This window comes from Nocardia sp. CDC153, assembly GCF_035818515.1.
GTDB lineage: Bacteria > Actinomycetota > Actinomycetes > Mycobacteriales > Mycobacteriaceae > Nocardia.
On sequence record NZ_JAYKYU010000003.1, the window covers coordinates 956,788 to 972,814 of the forward strand.

Annotated in this window: 13 protein-coding genes; 2 read left to right on the forward strand and 11 right to left on the reverse strand. The window is 69.4% G+C overall.

Features of this window, described 5'->3' with window-relative positions; genetic code table 11:
* Window positions 1-8: 8 nt before the first annotated feature.
* Window positions 9-2,888 (reverse strand): type I DNA topoisomerase, encoded by a 2,880-nt coding sequence (topA, locus tag VMT65_RS21060; RefSeq protein WP_326310325.1) that lies wholly within the window; start codon window positions 2,886-2,888, stop codon window positions 9-11.
* A gap of 318 nt (window positions 2,889-3,206) precedes the next feature.
* Complete coding sequence (locus VMT65_RS21065) at window positions 3,207-3,410, reverse strand: cold-shock protein (RefSeq protein WP_033089373.1); 204 nt, start codon at window positions 3,408-3,410, stop codon at window positions 3,207-3,209.
* A gap of 434 nt (window positions 3,411-3,844) precedes the next feature.
* Here VMT65_RS21065 and VMT65_RS21070 point away from each other — a divergent pair, with 434 nt between their 5' ends.
* Window positions 3,845-6,241 (forward strand): DEAD/DEAH box helicase, encoded by a 2,397-nt coding sequence (locus tag VMT65_RS21070; protein ID WP_326310019.1) that lies wholly within the window; start codon window positions 3,845-3,847, stop codon window positions 6,239-6,241.
* Between the two features lie 353 nt (window positions 6,242-6,594).
* On the opposite strand, the gene VMT65_RS21075 is transcribed toward VMT65_RS21070, so the two are convergent.
* From VMT65_RS21075 to ssd, 7 genes are all read right to left on the reverse strand, one after another.
* On the reverse strand, window positions 6,595-6,972 hold the full coding sequence (locus tag VMT65_RS21075) for an Rv3654c family TadE-like protein (protein ID WP_326310020.1): 378 nt from the start codon (window positions 6,970-6,972) through the stop codon (window positions 6,595-6,597).
* Window positions 6,972-7,283 carry a TadE family type IV pilus minor pilin gene (locus tag VMT65_RS21080; RefSeq protein ID WP_326310021.1) on the reverse strand — a complete coding sequence of 104 codons (312 nt, stop codon included), beginning with the start codon at window positions 7,281-7,283 and terminating at the stop codon, window positions 6,972-6,974. The genes VMT65_RS21075 and VMT65_RS21080 overlap by 1 nt, the downstream gene beginning before the upstream one ends.
* A 35-nt stretch (window positions 7,284-7,318) precedes the next feature.
* On the reverse strand, window positions 7,319-7,534 hold the full coding sequence (locus VMT65_RS21085; RefSeq protein ID WP_326310022.1) for a DUF4244 domain-containing protein: 216 nt from the start codon (window positions 7,532-7,534) through the stop codon (window positions 7,319-7,321).
* A gap of 57 nt (window positions 7,535-7,591) precedes the next feature.
* The gene (locus tag VMT65_RS21090) at window positions 7,592-8,188 is read right to left on the reverse strand and encodes a type II secretion system F family protein (RefSeq protein WP_326310023.1); all 597 of its coding nucleotides are present in this window, start codon (window positions 8,186-8,188) and stop codon (window positions 7,592-7,594) included.
* Complete coding sequence (locus VMT65_RS21095) at window positions 8,185-8,997, reverse strand: type II secretion system F family protein (RefSeq protein ID WP_326310024.1); 813 nt, start codon at window positions 8,995-8,997, stop codon at window positions 8,185-8,187. Before VMT65_RS21095 ends, VMT65_RS21090 begins: the two co-directional genes overlap by 4 nt.
* Window positions 8,998-9,186: 189 nt before the next feature.
* A complete protein-coding gene (locus tag VMT65_RS21100; protein WP_326310025.1) occupies window positions 9,187-10,383 on the reverse strand; it encodes a TadA family conjugal transfer-associated ATPase in 1,197 nt (398 codons plus the stop codon).
* Window positions 10,384-10,527: 144 nt separating this feature from the next.
* The gene (ssd, locus tag VMT65_RS21105) at window positions 10,528-11,796 is read right to left on the reverse strand and encodes a septum site-determining protein Ssd (RefSeq protein ID WP_326310026.1); all 1,269 of its coding nucleotides are present in this window, start codon (window positions 11,794-11,796) and stop codon (window positions 10,528-10,530) included.
* 439 nt (window positions 11,797-12,235) lie between these two features.
* On the opposite strand from ssd, the gene VMT65_RS21110 reads away from it, so the two are divergent.
* Window positions 12,236-13,036, forward strand: coding sequence for an HAD family hydrolase (locus VMT65_RS21110; RefSeq protein WP_442790272.1), 801 nt, complete (start codon window positions 12,236-12,238; stop codon window positions 13,034-13,036).
* 503 nt (window positions 13,037-13,539) lie between these two features.
* On the opposite strand, the gene VMT65_RS21115 is transcribed toward VMT65_RS21110, so the two are convergent.
* Both VMT65_RS21115 and VMT65_RS21120 read right to left on the reverse strand, forming a co-directional pair.
* Complete coding sequence (locus VMT65_RS21115; protein ID WP_326310028.1) at window positions 13,540-14,286, reverse strand: oxidoreductase; 747 nt, start codon at window positions 14,284-14,286, stop codon at window positions 13,540-13,542.
* A 51-nt stretch (window positions 14,287-14,337) separates the two neighbouring features.
* Window positions 14,338-16,026, reverse strand: a complete 1,689-nt coding sequence (locus VMT65_RS21120; RefSeq protein ID WP_326310029.1) for an ABC transporter ATP-binding protein — start codon at window positions 16,024-16,026, stop codon at window positions 14,338-14,340.
* Window position 16,027: the final 1 nt, after the last annotated feature.

Sequence of the window (16,027 nt, forward strand, 5' to 3'; positions counted from 1 at the left end):
GTCTGCGCTCAGGACTTGGCGCTGGCAGCGGCCTTCTTCGCCGGAGCCTTCTTGGCCGCCGCGGCCTTCTTGGTGGTGACGCCATCGGCCGTCTTGGCCGCCGCCTTCTTCGCGGCCGCCTTCTTGACCACGGTCTTGGCCACCGCGGTCTTCTTGGCCGCGGTCTTCTTCGCCGCCGCCTTCTTGGCCGTCTTCTTCGCGGCCTTCTTCACCGGCCCGCGCGCCCGCCGATCCGCCAGCAGCTCCGAGGCCCGCGCATCGGTGATGGACTCGACCTCATCGCCCTTGCGGAGGCTGGCATTGGTCTCACCGTCGGTGACATACGGGCCGAACCGCCCGTCCTTGATCACCATCGGCTTCTCCGACACCGGGTCCACACCCAGCTCACGCAGCGGCGGCGCGCTGGCCGACTGCCCGCCACGCCGTTTGGGCTCGGCGTAGATCTTGAGCGCGTCCTCCAACGTCACCGTGAAGATCTGATCCTCGCCGGTCAGCGAGCGCGAATCCGTGCCCTTCTTCAGGTACGGCCCGTACCGCCCGTTCTGCGCGGTGATCTCGTCCCCGGAGGCCGGATCCACGCCCACCACACGCGGCAGCGACAGCAGCTTCAGCGCCTCGTCCAGGGTCACCGTCTCGACGCTCATGGACTTGAACAGCGATCCGGTGCGCGGCTTGGGCTTGTCGGCCGCCTTCTTGGCGGTCTTCTTCGCGCCGGTGTCGATATCGTCGGCGGGCTCGGGCAGGATCTCGGTGACGTACGGCCCGAAACGCCCCTCCTTGGCGACGATTTCGTGCCCCGTCGCCGGATCGACACCCAGCGAGCGACCTTCCTGCGGCGTCGCGAACAGCTTCTCCGCGACCTCCGGTGTCAGCTCGTCCGGCGGCAGATCATCGGGCAGGTTGGCCCGCTGCGAGATCGGATCCCCATCCGGGTCATCGGGATTGACGATCATGCGCTCGAGATACGGCCCGAACTTGCCGACCCGCACCACCACATCGCGCCCCTCGGCATCGCCGAACAGCTTGATGGAGTTGACTTCTCGCGCGTCGATGCCGTCGAGCCGTTCGCCCACCATCTTTTTCAGGCCGCCCGAGCGCGCCACCGAACCCTCGGCACCGTGATCACCGCCGAAATAGAAGGAGGACAACCAGTTTCCGCGCTGCTCGCGCCCACCGGCGATGGCGTCGAGATCATCCTCCATGGCCGCGGTGAAGTCGAAGTCCACCAGTCGCCCGAAGTGCTCCTCGAGCAGCCCGATCACCGCGAACGCCACCCACGACGGCACCAGCGCGCTACCGCGCTTGTACACGTACCCGCGGTCGAGAATCGTCTTGATGATCGAGGAGTAGGTCGAAGGACGGCCGATGCCAAGGTCTTCCAGCGCCTTGATCAGCGAGGCTTCGGTGAATCGCGCCGGCGGATTGGTGGTGTGCCCGTCCGGCAGCAGTTCGACCGCCGTGACACCCTGGCCCTCGGTCAGCGCCGGCAGCCGCGATTCGGCGTCATCGGACTGGCCGCCCGCCTCCTCGTCGACGCTCTCCACGTACGCCTTGAGGAAGCCCGGGAAGGTGATGGTCCGGCCGGAGGACGAAAACACGCACTCCTCACCGGAATTCGCGACGCCGGTGATCCGCACCGTCAAGGTGGTGCCGCGCGCGTCCTGCATCTGCGAGGCCACCGTGCGCTGCCAGATCAGCTCGTACAGCCGGAATTCGTCGCCGTCGAGCTTGTTGTGCAGCTGCCCCGGCGTGGCGAAGGTGTCACCCGCCGGACGAATGGCCTCGTGTGCCTCCTGCGCGTTCTTGACCTTGCGGTTGTACTGGCGCGGTGTGGGACTCACGTATTCCGCGCCGTACAACTGGGTGGCCTGCGCCCGCGCCGCCTGAATGGCCGACTCCGACAGGGTCGTCGAGTCGGTACGCATATAGGTGATGTAGCCGTTCTCGTAAAGCCGCTGCGCCACCCGCATGGTGCGCTCGGAGGTGAAACGCAGCTTGCGCCCGGCCTCCTGCTGCAGCGTCGAGGTCATGAACGGCGCGTACGGCTTTCGCGTGTACGGCTTGGACTCCACCGAGGTGACCGTGAAGTCCACCCCGTGCAGCGATTCCGCCAGCCGCTGCGCGTACCCGGCATCGAGCACGACGACGCCCTGCGACTTCAGCTGCCCGTCGGATCCGAAATCACGACCGGTCGCCACGCGCGCGCCCTCGACACCGACCAGGCGCGCACCGAAGACCCGCGGATTCCCGCCCTCTTCGCTACCGCCCGCATCGAACTTGGCCGCGATGTCCCAGTACTCCGCGGACCGGAACGCCATGCGTTCGCGCTCCCGCTGCACGATGACCCGCGTCGCCACCGACTGCACCCGGCCCGCCGACAGTCGCGGCATGACCTTCTTCCACAGCACCGGCGAGACCTCGTAGCCGTAGAGCCGGTCCAGGATGCGCCGCGTCTCCTGCGCGTCGACCAGGTCCTGGTCCAGTTCACGGGTGTCCGCGGCGGCGGCCTGAATGGCCGGCTCGGTGATCTCGTGGAACACCATGCGCCGCACCGGCACCTTGGGCTTGAGCGTCTCGAGCAGATGCCAGGCGATGGCCTCGCCCTCGCGGTCGGGGTCGGTGGCGAGGTAGAGCTCGTCGGCGTCGGCCAGCAGGCTCTTCAGCTCACTGACCTTCCCCTTCTTATCGGGGCTGACGACATAGATGGGCTCGAAGTCGTGATCGACATCCACGCCGAGGCGCGCCCACTGCTGTCCTTTGTATTTGGCGGGCACATCCGCCGCACCGCGCGGCAGGTCCCGAATATGACCGACCGACGCCTCGACCACGTAACCGCGGCCCAGGTAGGGGGCGATCTTCTTGGCCTTCGTCGGCGACTCGACAATCACGAGACGACGCAGGGAACGGCCCTGGTCGGGCGCTGCCTGGGAGTTCGGCGCTGCACCGCGGTCTCGTGTTGCCACCGGCGAACACACCTTTCGTCTCGATCCGCGTCGGAGCTGGTGTACGCGCTCTACCGCGGCTGGGGCAAACGGCTGCGATGTCCGATATCGCTGCCAGCAACGTTTATACCGTGTTCAAAGGCCGCGGCTGGTGCGCGGCGACGATGTAGCCCCTGATCGTGATCGAGTGTAATGGGTCCAGATATGGGTCGTCCCCCACCGCCCGGAGGCGATGGGGGACGGAACCTGTGGGTTGGCTCGCTCTCAGAGCGCGCGAACACCGGTGGCCTGCGGGCCCTTGGTGCCCTGGCCAACCTCGAACTCGACCTTCTGGTTCTCCTCGAGGGTGCGGAAGCCCGTTCCCTGGATCTCGGAGTAGTGGACGAAGACGTCAGCGGAGCCGTCCTCGGGCGCGATGAAGCCGAACCCCTTCTCCGCGTTGAACCACTTCACAGTTCCCTGTGCCATTCTGTTCCTTCTCTTTCCATACCGGAACGGCGGACAAGTAGGTTCATCCACCGGGTCCGTTCCGACCGCTGTACTCTGTTCCCCCTGCAGGAATCACCCAGTACACCGTTCGCAACATCGATCCTGCTGATGGTTTGGACTTTGGATCCGTTCCCTCGAACACAGAAGCTTGCGACCAGGAACCAGTGAACCATGTCTTCGGGCAATTCAACAGCCGAGTTACCCACAATTTGCAAAAAAGTTGATCTTGCGAATGCGCAGGTGAGGGGCATAATGCCCAAATCCGTACTTGAAGTTGGTTTGCTTCCAGATAACAGAGCGAGCATCTGGCAAACCGGGTGTGAGACAGGCCGCTACTCGGTAGTGAAATGGCAGGTAGAGCGGCGGGCGCACACACCTTTCGCACCCGTTGGGCGTGTCGCGGTGACGACTCGATGAAAGATGAAGATCAGCCGCGACGGACCGGAGACAACAGCGACATCAGCTACGGGAGATCGTTGCTGAATCGTGTCCTAAATGGCGGCGTTTCAGGCGACGGCCGACTCACTCACGTCACCGAGCTGCCGCCGCGCGCGGCGCAGATCACAAAATGGCCCGAATGGACATCTCCGGAGGTCATCGCCGCAGTTCAGGCGGCCGGAATCGAAGAGCCGTGGAGCCACCAGACCTGGGCCGCGGACCTCGCCGCGGCGGGGCGGCACGTGGTGGTGTCGACCGGAACGGCGTCCGGGAAATCGCTGGCGTATCAGCTGCCCGTCCTGACCGCGTTGCAGGCCGATCCCCGGGCCACGGCGCTGTATCTCTCCCCGACCAAGGCGCTGGGGGCCGACCAGTTGCGCATGGTCAACGAGCTGACCAGCGAAGATCCGCTGCGGAACGTGCATCCCGCGCCCTATGACGGCGACACGCCGGCGGAGATCCGGCAGTGGGTGCGCGCGCACGCGCGGTGGGTGTTCACCAATCCCGACATGCTGCACGTCGGCATGCTGCGGTCGCATCAGCGCTGGGCGCGGCTGTTCCGGCAACTGCGGTACGTCGTGGTCGATGAATGTCATATCTACCGTGGGGTTTTCGGGTCACACGTGGCGCTGGTGCTGCGTCGGCTCCGGCGACTCGCCGCGCGGTACGGGGCGGATCCGGTTTTCGTGCTGTGCTCGGCGACCACCGCCGACCCCGCGGCCACCGCCGAAAAGCTGATCGGCGCACCGTGTGTCGCGGTCACCGAGGACGGGTCGCCGCAGGGGTCGCGGACCGTGGCGCTCTGGGAGCCGCCCCTGCTCGGAGCGGGTGTGACCGGGGAAAACGGTGCGGCCGTGCGGCGTTCGGCCGGTGCGGAGGCCGCGACGGTCATGGCGGATCTGGTCGCGGAGGGGGCGCGCACGCTGACCTTCGTGCGCTCGCGGCGCGGGGCCGAACTGGTGGCCATGGACACGCGACGCCTGCTCGCGGACGTGGACGCCCAGCTCCCAGGGCGTGTCGCGGCGTATCGTGCCGGGTATCTGGCCGAGGATCGGCGGGCCTTGGAGACCGCGCTGTCGGAGGGCTCGCTGCTGGGCGCGGCCACCACGAACGCCCTGGAACTGGGCGTGGACATCGCGGGCCTGGATGCCGTTGTGGTGGCGGGATATCCGGGCACGGTGGCCTCCTTCTGGCAGCAGGCCGGACGCGCCGGGCGGCGCACGCAGGGGTCGTTGGTGCTGCTCATCGCCCGGGACGACCCGCTGGACACCTACCTCGTGCACCATCCGGAGGCCCTGCTCGGGCGGCCGCTGGAAGCCAGCATCACCGATCCGCACAACCCGTACGTGCTCGGGCCGCACCTGCTGTGCGCGGCCCTGGAACAGCCGCTCAGCGATGCCGAGGTGCATGGCTTCCAAGCCTGGGATCTGCTGTCCGACCTGGCCGAACAGGGGCTGATCCGGCGACGGAACGGCGTGGCCCGGGATGGCACCGCGCGCTGGTTCGTGACCGCCGACGCGCATCCGCACGACGCGGTCGACGTGCGCGGTGGCATCGGCACCGCGGTCGCGGTGGTGGACGGGGAATCGGGCCGCATGCTCGGCACCACCGATGCCGGGCGGGCCCCGGCCACCCTGCATCCGGGGGCGGTGCATCTGCATCAGGGCGAGAGCTATGTGGTCGATGAGCTGGACCTCGAGGAGGGCGTCGCGCTGGTGCACGCCGACACGCCCGGGTGGAGCACCAGCGCGCGGGCGGTGACCTCGCTGGAGATCGAGGAGGTGACCGAGCAACGCCGATACGGCACGGTCACAACGGCTTTGGCGCGGGTCCTGGTGACCCGGCAGGTCATCGGCTACCTGCGCCGTCTGCCCAGCGGCGCAGTGCTGGACATGATTCCGCTGGACCTGCCCGCGCAGACGCTGCCCACCCGGGCGGTGTTCTACACCGTGACGCCGGGCCTGCTGGCCCGGGCCGGAATCGACGCGCGACACGCCGCGGGGGCACTGCACGCCGCCGAACATGCCGCCATCGGCATGCTGCCGCTGGTCGCGACCTGCGATCGGTGGGATATCGGCGGCGTGTCGACGGCCGAACACGCCGATACCGGGCTGCCCACGGTCTTCGTCTACGACGGACACCCCGGCGGGGCGGGTTTCGCCGAGCGCGGGTTCGCGCGCCTGCGACACTGGCTGACCGCCACGCTGGGGGCCATCGACTCCTGTGGCTGCGCCACCGGCTGCCCGTCCTGCGTGCAGTCACCCAAGTGCGGGAACGGCAACAATCCCCTGGACAAGGCCGGTGCGGCACGGCTTTTGCGGGCAATCCTGACCGAGCTCGGGGAAGGTGACGGCGGCACCCCCGAACCGTGACGCGGCCGTCGCCGGAGCGAGACCGGAGCGCCATCCGACCAACCAGTCGGCGTTGTCAACTGGTTGGTATCGGGCGGGTCCGGAGTGCTCGGAGGTGTCTGCGACACGCCAGGGGCCGAAGACGATTAAAAAGGGATGTGATCCTGTTAACTGGGGGGTTGCTCCGTTCGATAATGTCGCCCCCGGATTTACCTGTGCATTCTTTCCAATGAGTCTCCGAGAACGAATTGGAAAGTGATCGATACCCAATCAATTCGCCGATCATATTCATCGAATTTCGACATTGATCGACTACCGATGTGGTCCGCGCCATCGCATTTCTAACCAACCGCTCGGTACGAGATATTGCCTCGCTACCCCTCGCCCTCCGCCGGGCCCGCCCGCGCCGCCGCGCGCACCTCCCGACGCCCCAGCGGACCCAGCGAAATCCACCCTTCGGCGGTCACCGTCACATCCCATCCGCGCACCGCGCATCCCACCGATCGCGCGCCCATCCGGTTCACCACCTCGACCGCCCGGGCGCAGGCCGCCGCGATCCCGCCGTCGAGGGCACCGGCCGCGGCGAGCGCACCCAGGTCCGCGGCGGCCTGCACCCGATGTCGACCGGCCACGGCCACGCCGACCTGCGCGATCAGGACCATGGACATGAGTACGCCGATCAGGGCCAGGCAGGCGGTGACCGTCACCGCTCCCGCCTCGCCGTCGTGCCGATCCCGGACGGTCGTTCTCATCAGGACTCTCCGGGTTCGCGGACGGCCACGGCCGTCGCCCGCAGGGTGAGGGGAAGCACCGTCGCACGGGCACTGACCTCCGCGACGACCAAGTCGCCATCGGGACGGAGATCGATCCGGGCACCGGGCGGTGCGACCCGGCGCGCGGTGGACACCGCCACGGCCGAATCGCCCCGCGCGGCCAGCCGGGCCGCCTCGCGGGCGGCGTCGACACAGCGCACCTGCGCCGACACCGTCAGCAGGGCCCCGACACCGAGCAACAGCACCGCGACCAGCGCGGCAAGCGCTATGGCCGCTTCAACGGTCGCCATACCCGCATCGGTATACGAAGGTGGTGTGGCATACGTCACTTGACGGGAGTCTTCAGCGCCTTGTCGATGATCTTGGTCAAGGCATTCACAATGCTGTCGCCGGTGACCACGGTGTACAGCACCGCCCCGAAGGCCGCCGCGGCTATTGTCCCGATCGCGTATTCTGCCGTGCTCATACCGTTTTCGGCAGCGAGAACATGCAGCAGTCGAGTTCGCACTCCCCAGAACAGGTTTCGAACGGTCGATCCCACGCGTACTCCTTCCCTCGCTCCGGTGCGGCGATTCCGCACCGGCACAGTCGTCCTCGGTCACAGCAGTCCGCCCTCCAGCACCCGACCGGCCAGGCCGATCACCACGGGAACGATCCCCAGGCACAGGAAGGCCGGCAGGAAGCACAAGCCCAGCGGGCCGCCGATGAGCACCCCGGCGCGTTCGGCCCGCGCGGCGGCGGCATCCTCGAGCTCGCCGCGGCGGCGCTCCGCGAGTTCGGCCACGGCCGTGGCCAATCCGGCTCCCGAGCGTGCGGAGCGGCGGGCCATTCGGGCCAGCGCCGCCACCGAGTCGTCGGCGACTCCGGCGCTGGCCTGCGCCCAGGCCATGGTCGGATCCGCGCCCAGCGTCAGGAGATCGGCGGCCCGGCGCAGCGTTCCGGCCAGCGGCTCGGGGGCCTCGGCCGCGACGGCCGCCGCCGCTGCGGCGGTGGGCAATCCGGCGCGCAGGCAGGCCGCCAGCAGGTCGAGGGTCGAGGCCACGCCGAGTGGGTCCGGCTCGGTTCCGGCCCTACCGAACGTCGACCCCGCGGGCGCGGGGTCGCGCAGTCGGCGCAGGCGGCGGGCCGCGTCGACCCGACCCGGCAGCAACAGCAGGGCCAGGGCCGCGAGCAGGGCGGCCCACGACGCGGTCATCGCAGCACCCGGTCGGTAATGGCATCGGCCCACAGCAGTCCGGTACAGGTCAGGGCCGAGCCCAGGGGCAGCAGCACGGTGCCCGCCGGGGACAGGAACAGCACGCGCAGCGGGTCGGCACCCATGAGCTGCCCCAGTCCGATGCCGAGCAAGGGCAGCAGTGCCAACACCGTCGCGGTGGCACGGGCGCCCGCCAGTGCGGCCCGGGTGCGCTCGCGGAAACGCCTGCGGCCGAGCAGATCCAGGCGGGCCGCGCCGAGCAGGTCGGCCAGCGCGAGACCGTGCCGCTCGGCCACCCGCCAGGCTCCGGCCACCCGTTCCAGCTCACCGGCCACGACCGTGTCCGGGCGGCGCAGGCCCTCGGCACCGGATCCACCGAGCCGACTGCGGGCGGCGCTGGTCGAGAAGGCCCGCGCCACTTCCCCTTCGGTCTCGCGGGCCGCCACCCGGGCCGCCGCGCTCGGATGCGCGCCAATGCGCAGTTCCCCGATCACCGCCTCCAAGCCTTCCAACAGGCCGGCGGCCGCATCGGCGCGCGAACGCTCCCGTCGGGCCCGTCGGTACCGAACCGAGACCGTGAGCGTCACCAGCAGTGTCGCCACCACCGGCCCCGGACCCGCCAGCACGGCGATCGGCACGGCGGCGAGGGGCATGGCTCGAACAAGCCACCGGGAAACGGCCTTTCGCCGCTCTCCGGCCCGGACGAACAGCCGCTCGAAGCGGAGACGGCTCGCGGGCGGGGGTGCGACCAGCAAGGCGAACGCGAGGCAGGCGAGTACCGGTGCCAGCGATCCGGAGCCGCGGGTCATCAGCGAATCTCCGTCGATGCCTGGCCCGAATCATCGTCCACCACAAGGTCTTCGATGAGATCGTCCCCGACGCCCGGGCGACGCAGGCTCAGCCGGAGCTCGGTAAATCTCGATCCGGTAAGCCCGAATGGACTGCGACACAAGGCGTTACCACCACAGCTCGGCTGCGACAGACCCGAATCGCTCGATTCATTCGAGGGAATCATCTGCGGTCCTTTCGTCGAGGAGGTTGCGAAGAGCCGGGGCGGCCGGGGCCGGGCGGCCGTCGGCGGTCCAGGCGGGTGTGATGCGCACCCGGCCGTCGACCGGGGTGACCACGCCGATCTCCCGGAGCGTGCGGCGGCCGTCGGGATGGCGGTGGACATGGAGGATGACCTGGATGGCGGCCGCCAGCTGGCTGTGCAGCGCGGCGGCGGGCATACCGCCCAGGGCCGCAAGGGCTTCCAGCCGTGCCGGAACCTCGCCGGGCGAGTTGGCGTGCACCGTGCCCGCGCCGCCGTCGTGGCCGGTGTTCAAGGCGGTCAGGAGATCGACGACCTCGGCGCCCCGAACCTCGCCCACCACAATGCGATCCGGGCGCATGCGCAGGGCTTGGCGGACCAGATCGCGCACCGTCACCTGCCCCGCGCCCTCGATATTGGCGGGCCGCGCGACCAGCCGGACCACGTGCGGATGCGGCGGCGCGAGCTCGGCGGCGTCCTCGACGCAGATGATGCGCTCGGTCGGCGCGACCTTCGCCAGCAGTCCGGACAGCAGGGTGGTCTTGCCCGACCCGGTGCCACCGACCACCAGAAACGCGAGCCGGGCTCGAACAACGCGCTCCAGCAAGGCCTTCGCCTCCGGCGGCACCGTGCCCGCCGCGGCCAGCGCGTCCAGGCCCAAGGTGGCGGGCCGCAGCACCCGCAGCGACAGGCAGGTGCCGCCGTGCGCGATCGGAGACAGCACCGCGTGCAGCCGCACCCCGAACGAATCTCCCAGCGCCCCTTCCGATCCCGCCAGCCGGCCGTCCACCCAGGGTTGCGCGTCGTCGAGGCGGCGACCCGCCGCCAGCGCCAACCGCTGCGCCAGCCGCCGCACCGAGGCCTCGTCCGGAAACCGCACCGACGTGCGCCGCAGACCGTGGCCCCGGTCCACCCACACCGAATCCGGCCCGGTGACCAGCACATCGGCCACCTCGGCATCGTGCAGCAGCGACTCGAGCACACCCGCACCGGTCATCTCGGTCTGCAGCAAGCGCAAGGCGCGCAGGAGATCGGTGTCGGCCAGCACCCCGCCCGCCTCGGCCCGGATCGCCGCCGCCACCCGCGCCGGATCGGGATCGGCGGCGCCTTCCGCCAGCCGCTCCCGCACCCGCTCGAGCAGCGCCGCCGTCACGAGTTCACTCATCGCGCACCTCCACGCCGACGGCGAGCCAGCTTTGCCCGCCATCGGGACGGGCGATGCGGCAGTAGGAGATCCGCCCGAGCCGACCGGCTCCGCGACGCGGTCGCCAAATCCCCATCCGGATAGGCGGTTTCGGCGATGCCCCGGTCATTTCGACGCTCCCGTCGGATTCCCCCGCGCCGCCGCGTGGTGTGAGCGCGCGATACGCCACCAGGCGGCCTCGGATCGGACCGGATTGGGGCGTGGCTCCGAATAGTCCGCGAACAGCGCCGTCAGGGCGGTTTCCGCGGCGGTGCGCAACGGCCCGCGGCGGCGAACGGTGAGTCCACCGCGTTCCAGACGCTCGGCGAGCCCGGGTTGGGAAGGAACCGTGGCCAGTAATGGAAGCCCCAGGGCCGCGGCGATATCGGTCGCGGTGAGCCCACCCGGCGACGGCCCCCGAACGATCACCCGCACATTCGGATTGCGCGCACCGAGATAGGCAGCCGCCGACTCCGCCGCCGCGACCGACCGCAGCCGGGCCTGGGTCACCAACACCACCAGATCAGCACTGTCGAGCGCCTGATCGGTGTGCGGCCCGTGATCGCTGGAGAGGTCGGCGACCACCAGATCACCGGCGGCACGCCCGCCTTCGATCACGGCCCGCACGGCCGCTGGAGAGAGCGCGGCGGCCGGCGCGTCCGGCTCGAGGGCGGGTTCGACCGCGTCGACATCGGATGCGTGGACCACATCGGCCGCCGGACGATCCAGCCCACCGGAATCGCTTGCGGGAGCGCCCCTTCCGCACGCCAGCACCGCCAGCCCGGACGTAACCGGAAGCGCGGCATGCAACGTCGATGCCGACACCCGACCGCGTTCGATGGTGAGATCCGGCCAGCGCAGCCCAGCGGACTTCTCGAGCCCGAGCAGCAGGTCGAGCCCGCCACCGTACGGTGCGCAATCCACCAATAGCGTGCGATCCCGGAAACGGCCTGCGCCCGTGAGGGCTACGGCCGCGGCGAGCACCGATGCGCCCGCTCCGGCCCCGGCGCCCGCGACCGCCAGCACCGCGCCGTCGCCGGGACGGCGACCGTCGTGGGCGGCGAAGGACGCGATGAGAGCGTCGGCCGCGGTGGGGAGGGCCAGCACCGCCTCGGCCCCGGCGGCGGTGGCGGCCTGCCAGTCGAGCAAACTCGGCTCGCCGTCGGTCACCAGGAGGATTCCGGCGCGGCGGGGGTGGTCGGCGGATGCACAGCTAAGCGCGGCGGCGGTGTCGAGGATGATCACCGATGCCGCGCCCCAGGCGTGACGGCCCGGCGGTGGCACCCGCTCGTCGAGCGCGCGGTCGGCCGCGGCGGCAATGCGGCGAATCTCCTCGCGCAAGCGGGGATCGGCGACCAATGACAGGGCCGGTGGGGTGGCGGCTTCGGAGTTCATGCTGGTCAGCGTCGCCCGATTCGGAAGTCGGCGACAGGGCCCGCACGGCGAGTGTGGATAACACGCGGCCTGTGCAGAACTCGGTGCGAGGAAGCGAAGCCGGACCTGTCCGGAAATAGAGGACGGCCCCAGCCGGGGGGGGAGGAGGCTGGGGCCGTCGGGTTCAGCCCCGGGGGGTCGGGCTGAACGCGCCTGGACCATGTCCAGGTAATTGCGATACTACACCCAAGCCCCGGCGGGAATGCAAGTCCGCCCGGCGAGTCTTTTTCCCGCCCTGACGGCTCGGCTTCCAACTGGCTAACCCGGACAATTCCTACCGCCGAAGTGACCGTCGCCACCCGCGTCCGTCAGCCGAATGAAAAAGGGCAGGTCCATCGCGCAGACCCGCGCGGCACGCCCAAGATGCCCACGACGCGCCGCCGAACCATATCCTGGACGCGTGACAGCCGAACGCGGACGAGTCGCCGCCTTCTTCGATCTCGACAAGACGGTGATCGCCAGGTCGAGTGCCTTCGTGTTCAGCAAGCCGTTTCTGGACCAGGGTCTGCTCAGCCGCCGCGCGGTGCTGGAGAGCAGTTACGCGCACTTCCTGTTCCTGTTATCGGGCGCGGACCACGACCAGATGGAGCGCATGCGCGAGCATCTCACCAAGATGTGCGCGGGCTGGGATGTCGATCAGGTGCGCGCGATCGTCGCCGAGACCCTGCACGACATCGTGGATCCGCTCATCTACGCCGAAGCCGCGGATCTCATTGCGGACCATCGCATTCGGGGCCACGACGTGATCATCGTGTCGGCCTCGGGCGAGGAGATGGTCGCGCCGATCGCCGCGGCACTGGGCGCGGATCACTTCGCCGCCACCCGCATGGTCATCGAAAACGGTAAGTACGCGGGCGAAGTCGAGTTCTACTGCTACGGCAAGGGCAAGGTCGAGGCGATCGAAAAGCTTGCCGCGCAATACGATTACGACCTCTCGCGCTGCTACGCCTACTCCGATTCGATCACCGATCTGCCCATGCTCGAGGTGGTCGGCCACCCGACGGCGGTGAACCCGGACCGCGGCCTGCGCCGGGAGGCCAGCGCCCGCGGCTGGCCCGTGCTGACCTTCTCCAATCCGGTGTCGCTGTGGGCCCGCATCCCGGCCCCGACCACCACCACGGTGGCCGCGACCGCCGCGGTCGGCCTGGGCGCGGTGGCCGCGGGCGCCCTCACCTATCGCCTGCTCCGCCGCCGGCGCTGACACCCGCCAAAGTGGAAACGCCCGGGCGAAAAACCGGCGGACACGCCGACTTTTGGAATGTTTCCCCAGGTCTTGATGTGATGGCGGTCACGGGGTAACAATGGATGCACGGAAGGACGGAAGGCCAAGATCGGATCGGAAGAGAAGGTTCGACCTCCCATCCCACCCTTCCCAGCACGGACACCAGGCACCCACGCGGAGCACGCCGCGACAAGGGCACGAGTAGTTGTGGGCCTGCGTTATCCGGGATTTCGACGGCGAGGGCCTCGCATCCAAGCGGGGATGAACCACCGGATCCTGGAGAGCTCGCCGAGGCCGCTAGAACACAACCCGAGAAGCACGCTTGGTAACCGGGTAGTCCGTGCTACGCGGGCGGTGAAGTCGCACAGCGACGACGCCGCCCGCTTTGATGTGTGGGACCAACTCTCGGACTCTCAGGGGCTTCGCCCCCGAACCCCCAAAGACTTTGATGGGGCTCCGCCCCCACACCCCCGCCGAGGCAGTTACCCCGAAGCCGAGTCCGCGATCGAACGGGCCTCTCGCGCACCGTCTTCCAATGCGCCGCAGGTGAAGATCACCCAGCCGCCGACGCCCTCCGCGGTGCCCATGCCGAAGGCGGCGGCCGCGTCGAGATAGGCCTGGCGGCGGCGGAGCCAGAAGACTTCCGGGACACCGAGGCTGTGCGGGTCGAGGCCGCTGGACACGGCGACGAGGCGGGAGGCCGCGCGGGCGACGATGCCGTCGGCGGTGCCGAAGGGGCGCAGGGAGAGCAGCTCGCCGTGGACGACGGCCGCGATCACCGGCGCGGGGGCCTTTGTGGTGGTGAGGGTTTGGGCCAGCAGGTCCAGGCGTTCGGCGACGCCGGGGACATTGCGGGGGCGGCCGAGTTGTTCTTTGTCGTCGACCATGTCGGCGGCGGCGAGCAGGTGCAGGCGGGCCAGGGCCTGCAGGGGCGCGCGCTGCCAGACGCCGACCAGGTTGGTCAATGCCTCGGCGTCGAGGGCCTGGCCGACGCGCAGCGAGCCCGCGAGGATCGGGTCCTCGACCCGGCCGTCGGCGGGCAGGTCGATGGTGCCGCCCTCGATGGCCGCCGAGGAGCGGGCCGCGCGCACGGCGGCCTCGGCGGCGGTGGTGGGCCAGCCGCGTCGGTTCGCCCGGTGGCGGTGCACCTCGGCGAGGGCGTCACGGGCCTTGTCGGCGGCGTCGCGCACGCCGGGCAGGTCGACGAGGGGCTGCAGCGGGTCGGTCACGAGGTACGAGGCTACTGCCGGGTGCCGTGGTGACCCACGACACCCGGCCGGTCAACTCACCAGCAGGTCGCGGCCGGGAATGGCCTCGAGCAGACGGCGCGTGTAATCCGACTGCGGATTGTCGAAGACCTCGGTGGTGGAAGCGGCCTCGAGGACTTTGCCCTGACACATGACCAGCACGTCGTCCGCGATCTGGCGGACCACGGCCAGGTCATGGGTGATGAACAGGTAGGTCAACCCCAGCTCGGCCTGAAGCTCGTTGAGCAGCTGCAGGATCTGAGCCTGCACCAGGACGTCGAGGGCCGAGACGGCCTCGTCGCAGACCACCACCTCGGGCGAGAGCGCCAGCGCGCGGGCCACGGCGACACGCTGACGCTGGCCGCCGGAGAGCTCGTTCGGATAGCGCCGCATGACCGAGGCCGGGAGCGAGACCTTGTCGAGCAGGTCGCGCACGGTGGCCTCGCGCTCCTTCGGGGTGCCGATGCGGTGGGTGCGCAACGGTTCCTCGATGGTGCGGTAGATCGAGTACATCGGATCCAAAGAGCCGTACGGGTCCTGGAAGACCGGCTGTACCCGGCGACGGAATGCGAACGCGCCCTTGGCATCCAGCGTGGCGACCTCGCGGCCGTCGAAGGTGACGCGGCCCGAGGTGGGCGACAGCAGCCCCAGGACCATTTGCGCCACAGTCGATTTGCCGGAGCCGGATTCACCGACGATGGCGGTGGTGGTGCCGCGCTTGAGGGTGAACGAGACGTCGTCCACGGCCCGGAGCTCGGTCGACTTCCACGGTGCGTTGCCGCGAATGCGGAACACCTTGGTGAGCCCCTCGACCACCATCACATCGTCGGGGGCACTGGCGAATTCGGCATCGGTCTCGGCCAGCTGCCCGGCCATGGCGACGGCCTGCTCGCGCACCTCGGCGCGCTTGCGCACCGAGGAGAGCCGCTGCGAGGCCAGCGACGGCGCGGAGTTCACCAGCTTCTTGGTGTACAGGTGCTGCGGTTCGCGCAGAATCTGCAGTGCCGGACCGGATTCCACCACCCGACCCCGGTACATGACCACCAGATGCTCGGCCCGCTCGGCCGCGAGGCCCAGGTCATGGGTGATGAGCAGCACCGCGGTGCCGAGTTCGGCGGTGAGCCCGTCGAGATGGTCGAGGATCTGCCGCTGCACGGTCACGTCCAGCGCCGAGGTCGGCTCGTCGGCGATGAGCAGTTTGGGTCGACACGACAGACCCATGGCGATGAGCGCGCGCTGGCGCATGCCGCCGGAGAACTCGTGCGGATACTGGTTGACCCGACGCTCCGCATCCGGCATGCCCGCCTCGGAGAGCAGTTCGATCGCGCGCTGCTTGGCCGCCTTGCCCTTGGCTATGCCATTGGCCTCCAGGGTCTCCCGGATCTGGAAGCCGATCTTCCACACCGGATTCAGATTCGACATCGGGTCCTGCGGCACGAAGCCGATGCCCTTGCCGCGCACCTTGACGATGTCGTGCTTGGACGCCTTGGCCAGATCCTTGCCGTCGAAAGTGATGGCGCCGGAGGTGATCTGGCCGGTGCCGGGCAGCAGGTCGATGATGGCGTGCGCGGTCGTGGACTTGCCGGAGCCGGATTCGCCGACAATGGCGACGGTCTGGCCCGGGTACACCGTCAGATTCACGCCGCGCACCGCCGGGATCCGCTTGCCCTCGGAGGTGAAGCAGACGTTCAGGTCGCGGACGTCGAGCAGTGGTTCGGTCATG